Raw genomic sequence first — 21,063 nt, forward strand, 5'->3', positions numbered from 1 at the left:
GATTTAATCCGAGGCTTTTCTTTTATGCATTAAAGGTTGTTTAGCGAACGTTGACGCGAGTCATGTTGCTCTTGTTCCGCACGATGTACACGCCATTCTTGTAACCTGCGGCACGGAGCGTTTCGTTCAACGATGCTCCCTTGGCCATATTGACTGTACCGAGGCGTTTGCCTGTCAGGTTAAAGACATGGAAGCTTTCGTCCGTTGCCTTCAAGCCGATGTCTTGTGTAGGCGTAATGGAAGCGACTACGGGCTTTTGCACTCTGTAGTAATCTTCGTAAATCCTGTACCATTTTGCATCTTCGATGCTGGCGGTTACTTCTACCATGGGTTCCGTACGGTTTGCGCCATAACCATCTTGGTTCAGCATTTTCTCGTCAACCAGGCCGTAGTAAACGCCACTTTGGAGTTCTGAGGAGAATGTGGTTTCCAAGTCACCGCGCAATTGTGCCGTGCCGCCAACAGTGCTGCTCACAACAGGCCACATTACACCATAAACTTGAGCGTAATCCTCGACTGTCGTACTCCAAATGACCGAAAGGGCCCCGACCTTTGCGTTTCCGCTTAGCGTTCCGCTTACCAGCCAGGCGTCTTCTTCAAGGATTGCATTGTCTTTGATGGTGCCATCTGTTACCAAGGCGCGGCCACGAATAATTGCGTTCCCGGAAATGGAACCGTTTTCGACAACGGCAAAATCTTGAATTTGGACATTGCCAGAAACCCTTCCGCCTTTTACTACGGCATTGGGGCCAACATAAACAGAGGGGGCCACATAAGCGTTGTTGCTTACCAGGCCACCGCCATTATGATGTCTTGTATAGTTGCTTGTATCGGCAGGCACCCAGAAGTTTTTGTTGTAACCTTCGGGCTTTCCGTTATTGACCTGAATCATATATGGGAATCGATAAAGACTGTAATAGAACTGATCCCACATGATTGATTGCATTTCTGATGGGGTTGCGGCAACAACGAGCCACAAAGCCTTATCGTCGGCCCTGGTTTCGATATCGAGATTGAATGCAGTACCGCGTTTCATTTCGCTATAACGCGGAGTGCCATCGGCACCTTCGGCCACTAGGCCAACTCTCCAACCCGATGCCGCATTAGGCACAAAGTCCGGTGAAAGATTGCACCAATCGTATGATTTTCCTAAATGATAATCGTGCTGGTCGCCAAAACAAGAGTAACCTTCAATTGTTTTTTCTTCTTGCACAATGCCTCGGAACTTGACTTTTACGCGGCCGACAGTATCAGGATAAATACGAACCAGGTTATAGCCCCAGCGTTGCGGTGCCCAATAGCTTGGCGAAATGTAGCGGTTGTCCACAGAATCGAGCAGGTTCATCATCGTGACACGACCATGACCGCTATAGGGGTAACCAAAGCCTTCTCCACGGCGTGTTGAAAAATCATAGCCGCCCCAGGCTTCACTAAACATCGCCTTTTTGGCTGGTTCGTATTCGTATGTTGCTTGTTTCATGGCGAAACGGCCGAATTCATTGTTTAGCGTATCAAGCGGCCAGCCGTAAACCATTTCCATTGCTGTAAATGGAGTCTGCTCCATTCGGCCTTCTTGCCCATCACGAAGAGATTCTATCCATATGCGGTTTACTTCCTTGGCTCCTTTTAATCCGCCGCCAAATTTTTCTTTTAAATGTTCCAGGAAATGCCAGTTACAATAACGGGAACGTGTAGAACCATAGTACAAATAAGGGAAATTGATCACATATTCCGTGCATCCAATGACTTCTTCTGGTACGAATTGATGCGCCATCCAATTTGCATGAGATTCGGCAAACCAATTGGTGTAAGCGTTACTGCCTAGCCAGCCTGAATAACTCTGTAAGCCGTGGGCATATTCATGCGCAAGCGTTGAACGGCTTCTCAAACTAGATTTGCCAAGCCAAATGCCCGGTGAACATTCTTTATTGATGCATGCGTCATAATGGTCTCCGCCTACGGGCGATTCAATTTTGTCGTCATTGAATACATAGACGACGGATTTTACCTTACGATTTGGGCTGCTTGGCTGAGGTAGATACCATTCCAATGAATCGTGATAAAACTTGAAAATATCTTCAAGAATATCCAACGCTTCTCTTGCTTCGCTAGTATACATGCCGAGGTTATTGGGTGTTCCGTCGTTATTATAGGCTTTTCGGCAAATCTCAAAATGCTCTGAAGATGCGATCAGTCTATGCCCGTTTCTTACACAGGTCGATTCCCAAGTTACAGCCTCTGCGCACGCGAGGCCGCTTAAAAGTGCGATTCCCATCGCAATAGATTTTTTCATAATGACTCCTATTCCCTCAAGGGACCATTCCCAAAGGGAATAGAAGGAAAATAATCTATTTTGTACTTAAATGATTAAAGACAAGTTTTGCATAATCAAAATAAAATAAAGGCCATCTTACGAAAGATGACCTTATCAATATTTTAATTTATTTGTGCTATTTTATAAATCGTTTGGTAAAGTTGCCCGTTCCTGTTCTTACGATAACGTAATAAATTCCTTGCGGAAGATTCGTTATAGACAACGTAGTCGCTTTGCCATTCCGCTGTATAAGAGTGTGACCGTGAATATCTGTAATTGTAATACGGTGTGTGTCGTGCGGAAGCGCAAAGTGCAATTTGTCGGCTGTTTTGTGAATGACGATTTCATGATTGATTTTGCGGTGAGAATCGATAAGGGTGACTGAACTTGTAGAATCGTCCTTGACGGCGTACCATTGGGCGTTTTCGATGCTGGCGGTTGCGTCGGTGGGCGGAGTCGTTAAATTTGCGCCATAATTAGCGTTACTCAGCATTCCGTCGTCAACCATACCGTAGAATACGCCCTTGGAAATTTCCTTGGTGAAGTTGTTTTCCAAGTCTCCCCTGAGTTGGGCGGTGCCGCTCATTTTTTTGTCGGTGACAGCCCACATGATGCCGTAGACTTGAGCGTTGTCTGTTACTGTGGTGTTGCCCGCAATAATCGAGAGTGCGCCGACTTTCGCTTTTCCGCTAATCGTTCCGTTTACGAGCCAAGCGTCTTCTTCGAGAACGGCATCATCTGCTATGGTGCCGGCGCTTACGAGCGCTCGCCCGCGCACAATCGCATTGTCGCCGATGGTGCCGCCGTTTACGACTGCAAAATCTTCGATGCGGGCGTTGCCAGAAACTGTTCCGCCGTTCACGACGGCATCGGGCCCTACGTAGGCGGTGGCGGCCACTTTCGCCTTGGAGCTCACGAGGCCTCCCCCGTTACTGTGCTTGCTGTAACTGTTCGCATTGGCGGGCTTCCAGAAATCCTTATTGTAGCCTTCGGGTGCCCCGTTTACGACTTCGATCATGTATGGGTAGCGGTAAATACTATAGTAGAATTGATCCCACAAAATCGTCTGCATTTCGGTGGGGGTGGCCGTTACGGCAAGCCACAACGCCTTGTCGCTTGCCTTTGTTTCAATTTCCAGATTGAATCCGGTTCCGTGTTTCATTTCGCTGTAACGGGGTGTTCCGTCGGAACCTTCTGCAACGAGGCCCACCGTCCAGCCCGAAGCGGGATCCGGCAAGGCATCTGGTGCGTAGTTGCACCATTTGTAGGTTTTGCCCTTGTAGTAGTCCGTATTGTCGCCAAAACAGGTGTAGCCCTGGACCGTGGGCTTTTCTTGCACAATGCCGCGGAACTTGACCGTGACTTTTCCGGCGGAATCCGGATAGATTCGCACCAGGTTGTACCCCCAGCGCTGTGGAGCCCAATAACTCGGCGAAATGTAGCGGTCCGCGCATTTCTCGCCCGCCGCGCATTCCATCTTGTTCAGCATCGTTACACGCGGATGCCTGCGATACATGTCTCCCCAACCCGAGGCGTCGCGACGGGTGGCAAATTCATAATCGCCCCAGGTTTTCTTATAGAGAGCCTTTTTCGCGGGAGCATACTCGAGCGTCGCGTTCTTCATGGCGAACTTGCCGAATTCATCGTTCAGTTGTTCTAGCGTCCAGCCGTAAACTTTCATCATGGCGGTAAAGGGCGTCTGTTCCATACGGCCATCTTCCCCGTCGCGAATGGATTCCATCCAAATGCGGTTTACCTTGGCTGCCCCCTGGTTTCCGCCACCGAATTCTTCTTTCAGGTGTTCCAGGAATTGCCAGTTGCAATAGCGGTCGCGCGTAGAGCCGTAATACAGGTACGAAAAATTAATCAGGGCCTCGGAGCAATAATGGGCATCTTCCGAAATGTACTGGTGGGCCATCCAGTTCGCATGGGATTCCGCCATCCAGCCCGTATGACTGTTGTTGCCGAGCCAGCCGGCCACCCCCTGCAAGCCGTGGGCGAATTCGTGGGCCATGCCCCAGCGGTCCTTGAGCGACCCGACTCCAATCCACATGCCCGGCCCGTATTCTCCGTTCAAGTCTTTCACGTAGTCCTGCCCGCCGTAAAGGGCGGCCATGACGGAATTGTCGTACACGTAAACGTTGCTCTTGAGCTTTTTTTCGGGGCTTTTGGGGAACGGCAACATCCATCCCAGAGAATCCGTATAGAACGAGAATACGTTTTCTAGTTCGTCAATGGCGGCCTGAGCGTCTGCGGTACTGATGGTGACGTTGTTCGCCTGGCCATCATCTGTGGTAGGTTTCTTGCAAACCTCGAAATGGGCCGATTCGGCGATTTGAGTAAAACCGTTACTAGCGCATTGGGGAACCCACTCCAAAGCGGCAAAAGAGGCGTTTGCACCCATTGCCAAGACGATCCCAGCCCTAAAAACGGCATGATTTTTCATACCAAAGTGTTTATTCATACAATACTTCCCAAACAACACCCAACCCGGGCGTCTATTCTTAAATATACGCTCTTTTTAGAGAATGGGATTTATGTGTATAAATTTGAACAAAGCATCGGTGTGTCTTGTTCAACAGGCCGAATTATTTCTTTGCAGGGGCCTTGGCTGTCGAATCCTTGGATTTTTGATCGTTAGCCTTGGCGTCCTCGCTCTTCTTGCCTTTTTCGGGGCGGCCCAGGTTCTTGAAATTAGGAGTAAGGTTGATACAGGCTGAATTCTTGGGCGGTTGCCTGTAAAGGGCGATTTCCTTGGTAAATACGCCCTTTGCCTCGGAATAAACACTCCATTTGGTGCCTGCCGGGCAATTTTCGAGGGGAACCCTGGAAATTGCGGTAAACCTGGAACCAGAAATCTTGTATTCAAAGTAGTCTGTAGAAGAAGTGTCCGCCAGCTGCAGCGCCTTTGCGTTTCCGACCGTCTTGGTTTTGCCAAAATAGGCCTTTTGGGCCTTGATATAAGTAAGGGCCTGCTGTTGCAGTTCTTCGACGGCAGATTCCACGGAAGCTTGCTTGGAGGATTCGTGGCAGCTGCGGATTCCGAAAATGCCCACAATAATCACAAGTATTACGGCAAAGGGTATTGCCAATTTCTTCAGGGGAATCTCCCCTATGTTGGTCAGGATTTCGCGGAAAGACGCTTCTCCGTCTTCTTCTTCGTTACTGTCGGATTCCCATTTCAGGAGCTTGATGGCCACCAAGATATGCACAAAAAGCTTGGGCAGGGCAAGCCCTACCAGGGATATTGCCAACAAAACTATTGCGATAAACAGTAAAAATGTCAGGGCGACATCTGCCGAGGGTAACAATTCTTGAACGTCCTGGAGCAACTTGTATAGCTGGCGGTCTTCGGCAAAGTTCTGCAATGCCATACGGCCCGTGAAGCTGTCGTAACGGGTAAGGCCCAACTGGACGCCATCGGAGGCCATTTGTAGAACTGCAGAAAGCGTGCGTTCAAGCAACAGGAAAACCATGCCCATCAGGGCAAACAGCGAGGCAACAAGACGTGCCGTACGTACTGGAGTCAGTCCTTGAATCTCTTTTTCTTCAGTCATAGGCCCTTCTTAATTTGTGTTACTTCACTCCGGCCAGTTCCTTGGCCACCTTCTTTGCTGTGGTAAAGTCGGCCTTGCCGGTACCCAGCTTCGGCACTTTTTCGACGGCAAATGCGAGGGCGGGCAACATAATCGGCGGGAAACCGCTGGCGCGGAGTTCTGAAAGCACCTGCTTCGGGTCCTTTTCGCCCTGGTAAAGGAGCACGATCTTTTCGCCCTTGGCGGCGTCGGGTATGGTCGTAATCAGGTAGTCGCAACCTTCCAGAACCGGGGTGTCCTGGATCTTCTTTTCTACGGCACCCAAGCTCACCATTTCGCCACCCAGCTTTGCAAAACGGCTGTAGCGGTCCACGATGGTAAGGAATCCGTCTTCGTCGAGGTATCCCTTGTCGCCGGTGCGGTAGTAACGGATGCCGTCGATCTTGACGATAACGCCATCGGTGCGTTCCTGATCCTTCAGGTAGCCCTGCATCACCTGGCAACCGCCAATCAAAATCATGCCGGCTTCGCCTGTGGGCAGCGGAATATTGGTTTCGGGGTCCACAATCAGGAACTGGGTTCCCGGAAGTGCGGGGCCCACGGTACCGGGCTTGTTGTTCACCTGCATGGTCATATAGTCGTTATGCAGGGTGTTTTCGGTGTTCACCGATGCCACCGGAGCCGTTTCGGTACAGCCGTAACCTTCGTAGATTTCCTTGCCGAACTTCAGGCGGAATGCGGTTGCAAGTTCCGGGCGCAAGGCTTCGGCACCGGCAATAATCACGCGTACGTACTTGAACACCAACGGATGCACGTAACGGCTAACCGTAAAGGCGCGCAAGAAGGTGGGGGTCGCAATCATGATGGTCACATGGAATTCCGAGCAGACGCGGGCCATGGTCTTCACGTCGGTGGGGTCTGCCACAGCCACAATCGGGCAACCTTCGGTGAGGTTCAAGAGGGTTGTCACCGTCAGGCCGAAGCTGTGGAACAGCGGAAGTTCCGAAAGCATCACGTCACCGCGGCTCACGTTCAAGATACAGGCCAGCTGCTGGATGTTGCCCATCAGGTTGCGGTGGGACAGAAGAACGCCCTTCGGAGTGCCTTCGGAGCCCGAGCTGAACACGATGACAGCTGTATCGTCAATGCTAATGCGCTTGCAGAAAATAAAGCAGATAAGCCAGGCCGGCAAGATAATGCTGGTCAGCAGAAGTGCCGCAATCTTGGCCTTCGGAATTTCCTTCATCAAGTCTTCGGCGTACAAAATGCGAACCTTGTCAGAAGCTACCTGAGAGTAGTCGCTTCCGCGGCCCTTCAGCTTTTGGATAAACTGTCGGCTAGAAATCACCGTCTTGACATCGGCCTTTTCGCAGCAATACTTGACGTTATCTACAGACGAGGTGTAGTTCAGGTTCACGTTGGTCTTGCCCATGACCCAAAGCACCAGGTTCACGATGACGCCGGCAGGGCTCGGCGGGAGCATGATACCGATATTCTGTTCGTCCTTTTCCAGTTTTTTCCTCAAAAGGCCACGGAATGCCATGACTGCACCCATCAGCTTGTAGCCCGAGAAGTGGCCGCCGTCGGTATTATAAATGGCAGGACCATGCTTCACGTAGCGCTTGCAGGTACGGATCCAGGACGAGGCGATGGGGCGCACGAAGCGCACTGCATAGTTCCAGGCGTCAATGGAAATCTTTCGGATAATGGCTCGGACCTCGTTAGGAGGCGTGTTGGCCGGAATGGCTTCACCGAAAGCCACCGTTACGGAACGGTCAGAAGAGGCACCGTACATGTCGGAGCCGCTATAGCTGTAGTTGGAGCCCCACAAACCCTGAATATAGAAGGGAATGACAACGGCATCGGTTTCGTCAACAGCCGAGGAGTAATCGATATTGAAGGGTTCCACATGGGGGGACTTGGACACTTCGCCCGTGGGGAACATCACCACGGCCTTGCCGGCCAAAAGGGCTTCATGGATCTTGTCCATGGCGTCCTTGGGGTTGTTGTTGTCGATGCGGATCATGCCGAGGCGCTTGAGCACTGCGCGCAGGTACCAACGTTCAAAATGGTCCTTGTTGCTTGCAATGCAGAGGGCGCGGGGGGATGCCATCTGGAGCATGGCCCAGTCGATAAAGCTGTGGTGGTTACCCACCAAAAGTACCGGACCTTCGTTGGGAATGTTCTGCACGCCCAGCACGCGAATGCGGTAGCGGTTAAATACCAGCTTTAACAGGGAGCGCAACAATGCCTGGGGCAAGTTGGAAATAGTCCAGACAAACACCACCAGCGATATAATGGCGAGCCCTAAGAAGTAGAGCTGCGGACGGATGTCGGTGTAATGGACCATTATGGAGAACAGGAACAGGAAGACAATCAGCACGATTGCCTGGATCATATTGGCCAAGGCCAGCACCGAGCCCGAGTTGTTGGGGCGTGTATTATATTGCAACAAGGCGTTCACCGGCACCAGGAACAGGCCACCGAACAAGCCGGTCAAGGAATAAAGAATCACCAAGGCCACCGGGTGCACAAAGAACGGCACCAGGAACATGCAAACGGACACGCCGATCATACCCATGGGGATAAAGCCAGTCTCGATAAAGTCGCGGGACTTGGTAGCGGCAATAATGGAACCTACCATGAGGCCTGCGATTGCGAAGGCCAGGTAATTCTGGATGGTATCGATGGCATAGGAACCGGACACATCTTGGAACATCAGTACGAACACCTGTGCCAAGGCCCAGAACATGGAAAGGGCAATGATGGATGCACGGAGCGTGGGCACTCGCCAGCCCAGGCTCAAATGCTTTTTCACGTTAGAAATGTTGAGGTTCTTGTTTTCGTACTTGACCTTGGGCACCAGGAAACTGGAAATGGTACCCAGGACGCCAACGCCAGCCAAAATCCAGGGAATCACGAGGGATTCCGAGGTGATACGGTGGACGGCGGCATAGGACTGGAGAGATTCCAGGTTAATGAGGTTCACTCCCACCACTGCAAGCCAGGAGGCACAAATAATGCCTGCCAGACCAAAAATCTGCAAGAAGGCGTTGGCGAAACTTAGGTTGCGGACACCGAACATTTCTTTAAGGATGCCGTACTTGGCTGCGCTATGTACCGCAAAACCGCAGCTAAGACCGATGGACAGCCAGAAGGCCACGCGGGGGCAGCTGCAAGTCACCAGCACCGCCTGGGCAATCACAAAGAGCGTCATTACCAAAGCTGACCAGGCCAGCACCTTGTTCTTGGAGAACCTGTTGGTAAAGAGTCCCGCAAAAAACACCATTAGAATATAGGGTGCCAGGAAGAAGATTTGCAGCATGAATGCTTGCCATGTCTGTCCTGATTCTACGTTTACGAAGGAACCGGACAAAATCTTCTGTGCATAGATGAACACACCCATTTGCACAAAGGTCATTGCAAGTATTGACAAAAAGTAGCGGGTTGCACCCTTAGCTTTCCACATACGTCACCTTCTAAAAGGGGAATTAAACTTTGAAGTCAAATTTAAAAAAATCCCTAGTTCATATCACTAGGGATTACCTGAAATAATCTATTTAAAAGGTTGGCGTGTAATAAAAAATTTAACTAACTATTGCTTGGGTGGCATGCCCACGCCTGCCGATTTGAAGGCTTTTTTGGCAATAAAGGGCATGGCGATGAAAATCATGATATAGCCGAATATAAAACAGGCGATTTGCGAGCCCACGAACATGGGCAAATAGGGCGGCTTGTGGTCAGGGGGCATGAGCACGAAATAGGCAAAAGTCACCATGACAGCCGTCATCAGCGGAGTATAAATCAGGTTAGAGACAAAGGTTTCGATGGCGTGGGTGATTACCTTGCGGGGCGGCAAATGGAACTTTCGGCCAAGGGCGGCGTTCACCTTGCCCATGGGCACTACGAAACCGATTCCGAAACTAACGATAAAACTCAGCAAGAAACTGCCAAACCAGCCTATAATAATGGGAGCCAGGGGCATTCCGGCGGGGCGCTCTGCCGTAGCGGTACCAAAAATGCTCAGCGTAAAGCTCATCCAAAGAGCCATCATGAAGGAAATTCGGAGGCCGACGGCCTTCATCTGGGCTGGATTAGGGGCCGGATTTGGACCGCGATTTTGGTTTTCGGTATTCATAGAACGCCTCGTAGTTTTAACTTTTATTTACAAAATACACATTTTTTTGTAGGTATGATCATTTTTTATGAAAAATCGAGAAAAAAGTGTTGAAAGGATTTCAATTTGAAACGGAAAATACCCCTTAAAGCTTGGCATGAATTTTGCTAAATTTGGGCTCGAAAAGAGTGCTCTCAGCACAAAAAGTGTAAAACGTATGCCCCGACGGGTAAATTTTAAAGGATTAATATATAATGGCTGAAGATTTGAATCAGGAACCGACCGCAGAAGAAAAGGCAAAATTTGAACAGGACGTGCTCAAGGCCGCCGAAGAAGCCATGAAGATGGAAGCCGAAGCCAACAAGGCTGACGCAGCTCAGGCAGATGCAAACGCTACGGATTCGGAGTGTCATCCTGAGCAGAGCGCAAGCGACGCCGAAGGATCTTCTGCAGAACAGGCTACCGAATCTGCCGAGGACGTGCTCAAGGCTGAACTCGCTGCCGCCAACGACCGCAACTTGCGCCTGATGGCCGAATTCGACAACTTCCGCCGCCGCAGCGCCAAGGAACAGCTCGAACTCATCGAAACGGCCAACGGCAAGCTCCTGGAAAAGCTTTCCGAAGTTCAGGATAACTTCGAACGTGCCTTCGCCAGCGAAAATAAGGCCAAGGACCTGGAAGCCTTTGAAAAGGGCATGCAGATGATCTACAACCAGTTCGCCAAGATTCTGACCGATGCCGGCCTCGAACAGATCGACCCCACCGGCGCCGAATTCGACCCGAACTGCCACGAAGCCCTGATGCAGCAGCCCAGCGAAACCATCCCCGAAGGCCACGTGGTCACCGTGTTCCAGAAGGGCTACAAGCTCAAGAACAAGATTCTGAAGACCGCGAAGGTGATTGTCTCCTCCGGAAAGTAACCTCCTGCGGCAAACTTAGGGCAAACTCCCCCACGCCCGACTCCCCTATTAAACTCCCGACCTCCCGTAACGAGGGCCGGGGTTTTGTTTAGACCTCGTATTTTTTGCGGACATCGTGGACTGTCATCCAGCCTTTTTGTTCGGCGGATCGTTCGCCTTCTTCGATAGCTTGCTTCAACTTGAGTTCGGTAACCATCCGCTCATTTTCATTGAGAAGAATATCCAGCATTTGCCGAGGAGTCACGACAATCGGATTTTCAGGGAAATGCTTGATATTTCCGGTTACCAAGTGCGTTTCGGCAGTCCTGCCATGAGCAAGCGCGATTGAATAAAAGACAACATCCTTTGGATCGGGCATATCAACTGCAATAGATTCCAAAACGCTTTCTTGAATACCCAACGTTTCAATCTGTGATATAGTTTCTGCAATCAGTTCTTTAGAAAATCCGAATTTCGGCCTGTTCAGGACATTGCGATATTCGTTCAGAATTTCGTCATTGAAAACAGGAACAACAATGCCGTGGAACACCGCCTGCAGCACAACACCGGGGACGGAATTCCATTTCAGCAGGGCCGATACAATGACGTTCGTGTCAAGAACGGCATACCGCTTCATTGACCGCTCCTGGCGGCATCAATTTCGGCATTTATTTCTTCCAAAGTCATATCGGAGGCTCCTGCACGCTGCGCTTCGGCAGAAAGCTGGCGCATTACTGCCGACATGTGGCTTGCGACCGGGTTTGCGTTATAAATGGCGCGCCTATCAGCCGCATAGGCGGGAGCGCTCGCAGACGACACTTCAAACGGGATTCTTTTCTCGCGTACAACGGCGCGGGCGAAGACATTGATTGCCGTCGTCATCGACATGCCAAACTCTTCACAAAGCTTGTCGAAATCTTTTTTTAGGTCAGAATCCATTCGAATGCTAAACGTAGTCTGTGACATGTTTACCTCGTTTGAACATAATATACATAAAAACAAACCGAAATGCAACCTAAAAGAACATAAAATATACAAAAAAGGGGGATGTCTCCCCCTCGGCAAAGCCTGTAGTCTTCGCCTTCCCCATCTCCTAAGGGCTTCGCCCTTAAGAACCCAAATTTAAAATCTAGATCTCGTATTTCTTGCGGACATCGGCGGTCATCATCCAGCCGTTCTGCTCGGCGGAGCGTTTACCCTCTACTAAGAAGTCTTGTGTTCGGCGGCAATTAGCTATTACCACCACATAAGCGGAAATAACACCCATGAATCTTCTTTATTTATGAAAGCATTTAATATAGCGAAAATAAATCCAAGAATAGACGGAAGAATGTTTAAAATGCCTAGACGACATACATTTGTTGTTTGCCGGGGCTGTAATCAGGGGGGGGGCCTCCCCCACCCTTTAAGCGACGTTCAATTCTGAAACACAGCATTTTTGCCCCGAAAAGGGGCTTTTTTACGCTTGAAATTGTTTCATATTGAAGCGAAATGGGCGTTTTTGGCGTTTGGCACGGGTTTTGCTTAAGAATTGGCGTAAAAATAACAGCCTACACAGGCTTCAAGAATTTAAAAATAGGAGACTCAAAATGAGCAAGATTATCGGTATTGACTTGGGTACGACTAACAGCTGCGTGTCCGTGATGGAAGGCGGCAAGCCGGTCGTGATCGCTAATGCGGAAGGTTTCCGCACCACCCCGTCCATTGTCGCTTTCGGCAAGAACGGTGAACGTCTGGTGGGCCACGTCGCAAAGCGTCAGGCCATCACCAACCCCGAAAAGACCATCTACTCTATCAAGCGTTTCATGGGCCGTACGGCTGGCGAATGCTCCGCTGCCGAAAAGAACATGCCCTACAAGCTCGTCGGCACGGGTTCCGATCCGGTCCGCGTGCAGGTCGACGACAAGCAGTTCGCACCTCCTGAAATTTCCGCCATGGTTCTCCAGACCATGAAGAAGATCGCCGAAGACTACCTCGGCCAGCCGGTGACCCAGGCCGTGATTACGGTCCCCGCCTACTTTAACGACTCCCAGCGTCAGGCTACGAAGGACGCCGGTAAGATCGCAGGCCTCGAAGTTCTCCGTATCGTGAACGAACCGACGGCTGCTGCTCTTGCTTACGGTCTTGATTCCAAGAAGAGCGAAAAGGTTGCCGTGTATGACCTCGGTGGTGGTACCTTCGATATCTCCATCTTGGAAATCGACGACGGTATGTTCAGCGTGAAGGCCACCAACGGTGACACCATGCTCGGCGGTGACAACTTCGACGAAGTCATCATCGACTGGATCAACGACGAATTTAAGAAAGAAAATCCTGGCATTGACCTGAAGAAGGACAAGATGGCCCTGCAGCGTTTGAAGGACGCCGCCGAAAAGGCCAAGATCGACCTGTCTGCAACGACTTCGACCAACATCAACCTCCCCTTCATCACTGCCGATGCTTCTGGTCCGAAACACTTGGACCTCACCCTCAGCCGTGCAAAGTTTGACCAGCTGACCGCTCACCTGGTGGAACGCTCCATGGAACCCTGCCGCAAGGCTATCCAGGACTCCGGTCTCTCCATGAGCGAAATCGACGAAGTCATCCTCGTCGGTGGTTCTACCCGTATCCCGGCCGTGCAGGAAGCTGTCCGCAAGTTCTTCGGCAAGGAACCGAACAAGACCGTGAACCCGGACGAAGTGGTGGCTATCGGTGCTGCTGTCCAGGGCGCTGTGCTTAGCGGCGACTCCTCCGTGAAGGACGTGCTCCTCCTCGACGTGACCCCGCTTTCTCTCGGTATCGAAACTCTCGGTGGCGTGATGACCAAGCTCATCGACCGTAACACCACGATTCCGACCAAGAAGAGCCAGGTGTTCTCTACCGCCGAAGACAACCAGCCGGCCGTGACCATTCACGTGCTCCAGGGCGAACGCGAATTTGCTCGCGACAACCGTACCCTCGGTAAGTTCGACTTGACCGACCTTCCGAAGAAGCCCCGTGGCGTGCCGCAGATCGAAGTGACCTTCGATATCGACGCTAACGGTATTGTACACGTGTCTGCTAAGGACAAGGAAACCGGTAAGGAACAGTCCATCAAGATTACTTCTTCCAGTGGCTTGTCTGAAGACGAAATCAACAAGATGGTGAAGGATGCCGAAGCCAACGCTGCCAAGGATAAGGAACAGCGCGAACTCGTGGACATCAAGAACCAGGCCGAACAGATGGCTTACCAGGCTGAAGGCCAGCTCAAGGAATTTGGCGACAAACTCCCGGCTGACACCAAGAGCCAGCTCCAGGCTGCCATCGACGACATCAAGGCCAAGAAGGACAACGGCACCAAGGAAGAAATCAAGGCCGCTATGGACAAGCTCCAGGGCATGATCAGCTCCATGGCTCAGGCCGCCGGTGCAAACCAGGCTCAGCCGGGTCCGCAGCCGGGTGCTTCTGAACAGCCGAAGAACGACAAGAAGGGCGACGGCCCGGAAGTTGTCGACGCTGAAGTCGTTGACTAATTTAGGTGTCAAAATTCAAACAGGATTCGCCTCTTAAAAAGGGGCAATCCTTTTGTTGTAAAGTAACGATTCTTGAATTTTTATATGACGAATTTGCCCGGAGGGCAAAATGGCTGAAAAAAGAGATTATTACGAAGTTCTAGGTGTCGGTAAGGACGCAAGTGCTGATGAAATCAAGCACGCGTACAAGAAACTTGCCATTAAGTACCACCCGGACAAGAACCCGGGCGACAAGGAAGCCGAAGAAAAGTTCAAGGAAGCTGCCGAAGCTTACGACGTGCTCAGCAACCCTGAAAAGCGCAAGAACTACGACCAGTTTGGATTCAACGCACCGGGCGGTGGCTTCGGTGGCGGCGGATTCGGCGGACAGGGCTTCAGCTTCGAAGATATTTTCTCGCAGTTTGGCGACATCTTTGGCGGTGGCTTCGGCTTTGGCGGCGGTGGCCGTCGAGGCGGCGGCCGCAAGGCTGGTCCTCCCCGCGGTAACGACCTTCAGATCAAGGTGGCGCTCAGCTACAAGGAAATCTTCGAAGGTTGCACCAAGAAGGTTCGCTTAAAACGCTATACCCCCTGTACCGAATGTAACGGCAAGGGCGGCACCGATGTGAAGACTTGCGAAACCTGTCACGGCACGGGTCGCGTGCGTCGCGTGTCGGGCGGATTCTTCCAGATGGTTTCTGAAAGCGCCTGCCCCACTTGTAACGGCATGGGCGAAGTGATTGCAAATCCGTGTAGCCACTGCCACGGCGAAGGCCGCGTGCAGGAAAACGAAGAAATTTCCATCAAGATCCCGGCCGGCGTGAGCGAAGGCCAGTACCTGAACCTCCGTGGCGAAGGCAACTGCGGCCCGCGCGGTGGCGCTAGCGGCGACTTGCTGGTGGTCATTGCCGAAAAGCAGGACGATTTCTTCAGCCGCGAAGGCGACGACTTGCATTGCGAAGTCAAGGTGCCTATCCACAAGCTGGTGCTCGGCGGAACACAGCGCATCCCGACTATTGACGGTCAGGAAGTGCAGATTAAGATTGCTGCCGGTACGCAGGCCGGTTCCATTCTCCGCTTGCGCGATCAGGGTTTGTACCCGCTGAACAAGCGCGGCGACCGTGGAAGCCTCTACGTGCAAATCGGCGTGGAAATCCCGAAGGACCTTAGCCGCGAAGAAAAGGAACTTTACCAGAAGCTCGCGGAACTGCGCCACGACAAGGAAACCGCGCAGGAAGAGTCTTTCCTTGAAAAGATGAAGAATCTTTTTAAATAGTGGATTCCGGATCAAGTCCGGAATGACGAAATGGGTAAAAATTATCCCGAGCAGTGATGCCCGGGATTTTTTTTGTTTTAGAGGTGACTTTTTGTAGATTATGGGGTGTTTTACAGGAGAACAAATTATTCTTGGTTGGAGGAACAATGAAAAAGGTTGTCATTTTGAACGCGAGTCCGCGAAAAAACGGAAACATCAGTCAGATGCTGGATATCATAGGTGACTCCCTGTTTGAAAATGGTACCGAAGTAACCATTATCGATGTCTGCAAGCTGGATTTTCGCCCGTGCATGGGCTGCATGAAATGCCGCAGCGCTCATGATTGCGTGATGCCGGAGGACGACGCCAAACGAATCCTGCGCCTGGTGCAAGAAAGCGACGGCCTGGTGGTGGGTTCGCCATGCTACTGGGGCAACATGACCGGCCAACTGAAAATGCTTTTTGACCGCTGGGTTTATGGAATGATGGACCACAGCGAAAAAGGGTATCCGCAGCCATTGCAGAAAGGGAAAAAGGCCATCATTGTCACGACATGCACTACCCCATGGCCTTTCAACCTGATTTTCAAACAGTCCGCAGGCACCGTGCGAGCCCTCAAGGAAGTATTATGCTGGAGCGGATTCAAAATTACCAACGTGATTCAAAAGGGCGGAACCCACAACGGCAATGGCCTTACCCCCAAAGAAATCGCCAAATGTCAAAAAATCGCAAAAGTTTTTCATTTATCTCCATAAAAATAAACTCCGAGAAATCGGAGTTTTCTTGTAAATGGAGTTGAAAAATTTATTCCGCGTTGCGCTGTAATTGCGGGATCATTTCTGCTGCCCAGTCTTCGTAATCGCCTGCCTCGATATGAGCGCGGGCGTTTTTCATGAGCTTCAAGTAGAAATGCAGATTGTGGATGGTCGAAAGCGTCCAGCCCAGGGGTTCTTTGGCCTTAAAAAGATGACGCATGTAGCCCCTGCTGTAATTACGGCAGCAGTAGCAATCGCATTCAGGATCCAGCGGAATATCGTGGCTGTGGGCAAACTTAGCTCCCTTGTAGCGGAGCACTCCCCTGCAGGTGTAAACGAGGCCATCCTGGGCGTTTTTCGCAGGCAGAATGCAGTCGAACATATCCACTCCGCGCTGGATTAGCTCCAGCAGATTCCAGGGCGTGCCCACACCCATCACGTAGCGGGCTCGGTCTTCGGGCAGGTAGTTGGTGCAAAAGTCCGCAATCTCGTACATGATTTCCACAGGTTCGCCTACGGAGAGGCCGCCCATGGCGTAGCCGTCGGGAGCGAGCTCCTTGAGGGCTTCGATGGATTTCTTGCGGAGTTCCTTGTGCATACCGCCCTGAACGATCCCGAAGAAGTATTGCGGGTAGCCGTGGAGCGGCGGATTTTCGGCAAGCCAGTCCATGGCGCGGCGGGTCCACTTGAGGGTGAAATCAAGCGAATGGGAGGCTTCTTCGACGGTGCTCGGGTAAGGCGTGCATTCGTCGAAAGCCATAATGATGTCCGCACCAATTTCACGCTGGGCCTTCATTACGGATTCTGGCGTAAACTTGTGGCGGCTGCCGTCCAGCAGGCTTTTGAATTCCACGCCGTCTTCGGTAATGTGGCGGAAATCCTTGAGACTCCACACCTGGAATCCACCGCTGTCGGTGAGCATGGGGCCGTTCCAGCCCATGAATTTCTGCACGCCGCCCGCTTCTGCAATCAGGGGCGTTCCCGGACGCAGGTACAAGTGGTAGGTATTTGCGAGAATGATTTGTGCTTCAATTTCACGAAGGTCGCGGACCGAAAGCCCTTTTACGCTGGCAAGAGTCCCTACCGGCATAAAAATCGGCGTCTCGATGTCGCCATGAGCCGTATGGATTCGCCCGCGGCGAGCCTTGCTGCGCGACGATTTAGCCAGAAGTTCAAAAGGGTTGCGGTTTTCCACGGGACAATCCGAAATTAAAGCTGTTCGCGGATTTTTTGGGCGAGGGCGAAGCCGGCGGCACGGGCTTGGCCGGTGGCGTCGGCGGCTGTTGCTATGACCGATTGCGAAATTTCGGCGCGGAGCAGGCGCTGGCTAGATTCATCCCAGTAGATGCCGCGAAGTTTGAGATTGTCGGAGCCGTCAACGAATTCGGCGAAGCTGGCCACAGGGAACTGGCAACCGGCATTGAGGGCCTTCAAGAAGGCCATTTCGGCGACGGCAATGGCATACGATTCGGCGTCATTGACACGCGCAAGAATGGCGTCAATGGATTGCTTCGCCACTCCGTGGCTCGCAATGACGTTTAATGTTTCAATTGCAAGGATACCCTGGCCGGAAGCCGGGAGCATCTGCTCGGTGCTAAAGTATTCTGTCACTTGGTCGGCAAGGCCCATACGCTTGAGGCCAGCAGCAGCGAGCACCACAGCGTCCAATTCTTCAAGCTTAGAAAGGCGGGTCTGAATGTTGCCGCGGATAGGCACGTATTCCAAATCCGGGCGAAGAGCCTTCAGTTGAATCACGCGGCGAATGCTTCCGGTGCCCACGTGAGCGCCTGCGGGCAACTGCATGAACTTGAGGCCATTCACTCCCCCACGGGCAATAAATGCATCCCGCGGGTCTTCACGCTTTAATACAGCGGCGAGCTTGAATTCCGGCAAAACTTCGGCGGGCATATCCTTCAAGCTATGGACGGCAATATCAGCGCGGTCTTCCAAGAGCGCCACTTCAAGTTCCTTGATGAACACGCCCTTGCCGCCGAAACTGGCCAAAGACTTGTCCAGTTGGCGGTCGCCTTCGGTGGTCATGGAAACTAATTCATAAGTCAGGCCCGGGTTTGCAGCCTTAATTGCCTCGGCGACCAATGTCGTCTGCGCCATTGCAAGGGCACTCTTGCGGGTTGCAACTCTAAGCTTCAATTCACTCATCTTACGCCCCCAAGCACTTAAGGAACACTTGAACGTCTTCGGGCGAATTGTCCGCCTTGACCTTGTACAGGTAATCGTTTGCCATCTTTTTGGCAAAGCGCTCGTACATCATGGCAATGCGCTTGCGGTCTTCTTCGGGCAAATCTGGCAGGGAACGCAACAGCTTTTCAGATTCCTCGTTGGCCGCATTCACCATACGTTCCGCATGCAGGCTAATCTGCTTTGAGACTTCATCCATGCGCATCCACTGCAGGAATTCATCCAGGCCTTCTTTCAAAATCTTCTGGGCGGCGTCCAATTCTATCATGCGCAGGCGGCGATTTTCGGACACCACCTTTTCCAGGTCATCGACGCAGACGTATTCAACGCCCGGAAGTTCGCCGATGCTGGCTTCCGCATTGCGGGGGCTGCCGAGGTCAATGATGAGACGCGTAACGCCCTTCACCTTTGCAAATTCATCTTTCGTGACAATGGGTTCGGCGCAGGCACTGCAAAGAATCACCACGTCGCACTTACCAATGACCTGGTAGCGGTCTTCGTAACGCACCGGCGTCAGCACGTCGGAATACTTTTCTGCATTGGCAAAGGTCTTGCTGCTGGCAAAAATCTTGGTGGTATTCTCTTGCACGTACTTGAGCATCAAGGAACCCATTTCACCAAGGCCTACAATGTACACGGTGCGGTTTTCCAGGTCATCGAAAGTATTCAGGACCTGCTTCATGGCCAAGAACGGAATGTTGCAACTGAGTTTGCTCAAGTTCGTTTCGGTCTTGATGCGCTTGGTGGTATGAATTGCACCCTGGAAAAGCTTGTTCAGGGTGTTCCCTGTGGCGTTCAGCTGGTGTGCCGTTTCGTAGGCGCGGCCAATCTGGTGCAAAATCTGATCCTCACCCACGGCCACGGAATCAAGCCCCGCACACACGTTCATCACATGGTGGGCTACATCGTCGCCAGATTTAAAGTAAAAGAATTTCGCAAAATCTTCGTAGTTCTGCCCTGCCAATTTGCATACATAGCGAACCAGTTCCTCTTCACGAATTTCGCTATCCGATGCGGCATAGACTTCAGTACGGTTGCAGGTCGCAAGAATCAAAAGTTCCTGAAATGGCGAATTCTTCAACGCCTCGGTCTTCACATCCATGGGAATGTAGAACTTTTCGCGGATTGCGATTTCGGCCACCTTGTGGCTCATGCCTGCCATATAGATTTTGCGCATGGCGTAAAGATAGAAAAATGGATTGCCGCGCTGCACTCGCAATGACGCATTCTTTTTCAATTTTTAATATTTTCGTCTATCCATTTAAATCGTTTTTTCATCCAGTCGGTCATGACCTCTACGGCTTCGTCATAGGAATCGTAAGGATCCTTTAGGGCCCAGTTCTCTGTATTTCCGATAACGGGCCAGCGGCGGTATTCGTTGTCGACGGCTTTTTCGATAATGGCTCGATAAACAGGGATGCTGTCAATAAGTGCCCTGAAGGTTTCGCGATGATAATTCCAATAGTCTATGGCGGCATCTTTAACGATGGAATTCCGCATGATGTAGTAGTTCAGCCGATAGTTGCGAATGTACCAATCTTCTGGACTCTGGTTTCGTTCGCGGGAGGCGTTCCCGAAGGCCAGATCGAAATCCCACAAGGGGCCAAAGTGAATGGGCTCCCCTTTTTTCCACGTCATGAATACACTGCGGGCGTAATTGCCGTCTTCATTTTTCGAATATTCCTGCACCCAATAGAAAAGCAGATAGTCATCAATATCCAGCCAGTCCAAAATTTCAGTACTTTTGTGCCGGTATTGTTCCATCATAAAACTTTCAAATGCGTTCAAGTGGTCAAGCAACAAGTCTTCTGTTTCAGCCGAAGGATTCTTGGGCGCTTTGATGTGGTAATAGTACAAGTTGTCTGTAAGAACGTAGGGCGGGTCAAACTTCTTGGAGTCTTCTTTTTCAATCAGGAACGTGGTGTCATTTTCGTCAATATTTACGCGATTCTTGCCTACCTTGACGGTTTCAGTTAGCAGGTAAAGCCCCATGTAATTACGGTTCAGGTAGACTTCTACAAACTGCATTCGCGGCGTATATTTAGCACCCAGCCATTCCGAGAGTCGCGACATCATGTAATTGCGCAGATGCGTCTTGTCACCAAAATTGGCCACAAGAGCCCAATCGCGATTCTTGGGCATTCCAAATAAGGAAACCTTGTCAGTAAATTCCAGTTTCATGCCATACTTTGGCATCTTGAAGCTGGAATTTCCACGCCCACGCACCGTAAGATCCAAAACTTCACTTTCAGGAGCCTTTTCACCGTATATCTGGAACTTTGAGGGAATCTCGGTTTCTCGGTCTCGCACTCCCGCAAAATTCTCCGTTTCGATGACTACACGCGGCACCCCTGCATAAGGGTACATGGAATCGTTTAAGGGAAGATTTTCAGGATTGTCTTCTGTTTCGGCCCAATAACATCCGCATATTCCGCAGGTCAGGAATATAGCGATGAAATATTTGAGCAGACTCCGAATCATTGACATATAAAATAGTATTTAACAAAGAAAGAAGGTT

The 21,063-nt window shown here is 51.2% G+C and carries 16 protein-coding genes; 4 read left to right on the forward strand and 12 right to left on the reverse strand.

Translation table 11 applies throughout. The features are described 5' to 3' along the window. Window positions 1-40 precede the first annotated feature (40 nt). From ACJMNB_RS04820 to ACJMNB_RS04840, 5 genes are all read right to left on the reverse strand, one after another. Entirely contained in the window at window positions 41-2,293 is a 2,253-nt protein-coding gene (locus tag ACJMNB_RS04820; protein WP_405339534.1) for a DUF6055 domain-containing protein, read from the reverse strand. 157 nt (window positions 2,294-2,450) lie between these two features. Then, window positions 2,451-4,778 (reverse strand): T9SS type A sorting domain-containing protein, encoded by a 2,328-nt coding sequence (locus ACJMNB_RS04825; RefSeq protein WP_405339536.1) that lies wholly within the window; start codon window positions 4,776-4,778, stop codon window positions 2,451-2,453. A gap of 124 nt (window positions 4,779-4,902) precedes the next feature. Further along, a complete protein-coding gene (locus tag ACJMNB_RS04830; RefSeq protein ID WP_405339538.1) occupies window positions 4,903-5,871 on the reverse strand; it encodes a hypothetical protein in 969 nt (322 codons plus the stop codon). Between the two features lie 19 nt (window positions 5,872-5,890). After that, complete coding sequence (locus ACJMNB_RS04835; RefSeq protein ID WP_405339540.1) at window positions 5,891-9,319, reverse strand: MFS transporter; 3,429 nt, start codon at window positions 9,317-9,319, stop codon at window positions 5,891-5,893. A 126-nt stretch (window positions 9,320-9,445) separates the two neighbouring features. Continuing rightward, a complete protein-coding gene (locus tag ACJMNB_RS04840) occupies window positions 9,446-9,988 on the reverse strand; it encodes a hypothetical protein (RefSeq protein ID WP_405339542.1) in 543 nt (180 codons plus the stop codon). Between the two features lie 233 nt (window positions 9,989-10,221). Between ACJMNB_RS04840 and grpE the strand changes: the two genes are divergently transcribed. Continuing rightward, the gene (grpE, locus tag ACJMNB_RS04845) at window positions 10,222-10,887 is read left to right on the forward strand and encodes a nucleotide exchange factor GrpE (RefSeq protein ID WP_405339544.1); all 666 of its coding nucleotides are present in this window, start codon (window positions 10,222-10,224) and stop codon (window positions 10,885-10,887) included. An 88-nt stretch (window positions 10,888-10,975) separates the two neighbouring features. Here grpE and ACJMNB_RS04850 read toward each other — a convergent pair whose 3' ends face one another. From ACJMNB_RS04850 to ACJMNB_RS04860, 3 genes are all read right to left on the reverse strand, one after another. Next, window positions 10,976-11,503: a putative toxin-antitoxin system toxin component, PIN family gene (locus tag ACJMNB_RS04850; RefSeq protein ID WP_405339546.1), complete on the reverse strand. Its 528-nt coding sequence runs from the start codon at window positions 11,501-11,503 to the stop codon at window positions 10,976-10,978. Continuing rightward, on the reverse strand, window positions 11,500-11,832 hold the full coding sequence (locus tag ACJMNB_RS04855; RefSeq protein WP_405339548.1) for a type II toxin-antitoxin system RelB/DinJ family antitoxin: 333 nt from the start codon (window positions 11,830-11,832) through the stop codon (window positions 11,500-11,502). Before ACJMNB_RS04855 ends, ACJMNB_RS04850 begins: the two co-directional genes overlap by 4 nt. Before the next feature lie 163 nt (window positions 11,833-11,995). After that, window positions 11,996-12,133, reverse strand: coding sequence for a hypothetical protein (locus tag ACJMNB_RS04860; RefSeq protein WP_405339550.1), 138 nt, complete (start codon window positions 12,131-12,133; stop codon window positions 11,996-11,998). A 322-nt stretch (window positions 12,134-12,455) separates the two neighbouring features. Between ACJMNB_RS04860 and dnaK the strand changes: the two genes are divergently transcribed. The 3 genes from dnaK to ACJMNB_RS04875 all read left to right on the forward strand — a co-directional run bounded on the left by dnaK (window position 12,456) and on the right by ACJMNB_RS04875 (window position 16,346). Beyond that, window positions 12,456-14,357 carry a molecular chaperone DnaK gene (gene dnaK / locus ACJMNB_RS04865; RefSeq protein ID WP_405339552.1) on the forward strand — a complete coding sequence of 634 codons (1,902 nt, stop codon included), beginning with the start codon at window positions 12,456-12,458 and terminating at the stop codon, window positions 14,355-14,357. 109 nt (window positions 14,358-14,466) lie between these two features. Next, on the forward strand, window positions 14,467-15,612 hold the full coding sequence (gene dnaJ, locus ACJMNB_RS04870; protein ID WP_405339554.1) for a molecular chaperone DnaJ: 1,146 nt from the start codon (window positions 14,467-14,469) through the stop codon (window positions 15,610-15,612). A 146-nt stretch (window positions 15,613-15,758) separates the two neighbouring features. Beyond that, complete coding sequence (locus ACJMNB_RS04875; protein WP_405339556.1) at window positions 15,759-16,346, forward strand: flavodoxin family protein; 588 nt, start codon at window positions 15,759-15,761, stop codon at window positions 16,344-16,346. A gap of 49 nt (window positions 16,347-16,395) precedes the next feature. Here ACJMNB_RS04875 and tgt read toward each other — a convergent pair whose 3' ends face one another. From tgt to ACJMNB_RS04895, 4 genes are read right to left on the reverse strand one after another with little or no spacing between them, the layout of a single operon-like run. Beyond that, a complete protein-coding gene (gene tgt, locus ACJMNB_RS04880; RefSeq protein ID WP_405339558.1) occupies window positions 16,396-17,541 on the reverse strand; it encodes a tRNA guanosine(34) transglycosylase Tgt in 1,146 nt (381 codons plus the stop codon). A 14-nt stretch (window positions 17,542-17,555) separates the two neighbouring features. Then, the gene (gene hemC, locus ACJMNB_RS04885; protein ID WP_405339560.1) at window positions 17,556-18,506 is read right to left on the reverse strand and encodes a hydroxymethylbilane synthase; all 951 of its coding nucleotides are present in this window, start codon (window positions 18,504-18,506) and stop codon (window positions 17,556-17,558) included. Window position 18,507: 1 nt separating this feature from the next. After that, window positions 18,508-19,722: a glutamyl-tRNA reductase gene (gene hemA / locus ACJMNB_RS04890; RefSeq protein ID WP_405339562.1), complete on the reverse strand. Its 1,215-nt coding sequence runs from the start codon at window positions 19,720-19,722 to the stop codon at window positions 18,508-18,510. Between the two features lie 56 nt (window positions 19,723-19,778). Beyond that, entirely contained in the window at window positions 19,779-21,026 is a 1,248-nt protein-coding gene (locus ACJMNB_RS04895) for a CotH kinase family protein (protein WP_405339564.1), read from the reverse strand. Window positions 21,027-21,063: the final 37 nt, after the last annotated feature.

It is taken from the genome of Fibrobacter sp. (genome assembly GCF_045131395.1).
GTDB lineage: Bacteria > Fibrobacterota > Fibrobacteria > Fibrobacterales > Fibrobacteraceae > Fibrobacter.

What these genes read in the sequence shown, in the direction of transcription:
- ACJMNB_RS04820 (WP_405339534.1), bottom strand. Translation starts at nt 2,293, where the DNA reads ATGAAAAAATCTATTGCGATGGGAATCGCACTTTTAAGCGGCCTCGCG.
- ACJMNB_RS04825 (WP_405339536.1), bottom strand. Translation starts at nt 4,778, where the DNA reads ATGAATAAACACTTTGGTATGAAAAATCATGCCGTTTTTAGGGCTGGG.
- ACJMNB_RS04830 (WP_405339538.1), bottom strand. Translation starts at nt 5,871, where the DNA reads ATGACTGAAGAAAAAGAGATTCAAGGACTGACTCCAGTACGTACGGCA.
- ACJMNB_RS04835 (WP_405339540.1), bottom strand. Translation starts at nt 9,319, where the DNA reads ATGTGGAAAGCTAAGGGTGCAACCCGCTACTTTTTGTCAATACTTGCA.
- ACJMNB_RS04840 (WP_405339542.1), bottom strand. Translation starts at nt 9,988, where the DNA reads ATGAATACCGAAAACCAAAATCGCGGTCCAAATCCGGCCCCTAATCCA.
- grpE (WP_405339544.1), top strand. Translation starts at nt 10,222, where the DNA reads ATGGCTGAAGATTTGAATCAGGAACCGACCGCAGAAGAAAAGGCAAAA.
- ACJMNB_RS04850 (WP_405339546.1), bottom strand. Translation starts at nt 11,503, where the DNA reads ATGAAGCGGTATGCCGTTCTTGACACGAACGTCATTGTATCGGCCCTG.
- ACJMNB_RS04855 (WP_405339548.1), bottom strand. Translation starts at nt 11,832, where the DNA reads ATGTCACAGACTACGTTTAGCATTCGAATGGATTCTGACCTAAAAAAA.
- ACJMNB_RS04860 (WP_405339550.1), bottom strand. Translation starts at nt 12,133, where the DNA reads ATGGGTGTTATTTCCGCTTATGTGGTGGTAATAGCTAATTGCCGCCGA.
- dnaK (WP_405339552.1), top strand. Translation starts at nt 12,456, where the DNA reads ATGAGCAAGATTATCGGTATTGACTTGGGTACGACTAACAGCTGCGTG.
- dnaJ (WP_405339554.1), top strand. Translation starts at nt 14,467, where the DNA reads ATGGCTGAAAAAAGAGATTATTACGAAGTTCTAGGTGTCGGTAAGGAC.
- ACJMNB_RS04875 (WP_405339556.1), top strand. Translation starts at nt 15,759, where the DNA reads ATGAAAAAGGTTGTCATTTTGAACGCGAGTCCGCGAAAAAACGGAAAC.
- hemC (WP_405339560.1), bottom strand. Translation starts at nt 18,506, where the DNA reads ATGAGTGAATTGAAGCTTAGAGTTGCAACCCGCAAGAGTGCCCTTGCA.
- hemA (WP_405339562.1), bottom strand. Translation starts at nt 19,722, where the DNA reads ATGCGCAAAATCTATATGGCAGGCATGAGCCACAAGGTGGCCGAAATC.
- ACJMNB_RS04895 (WP_405339564.1), bottom strand. Translation starts at nt 21,026, where the DNA reads ATGATTCGGAGTCTGCTCAAATATTTCATCGCTATATTCCTGACCTGC.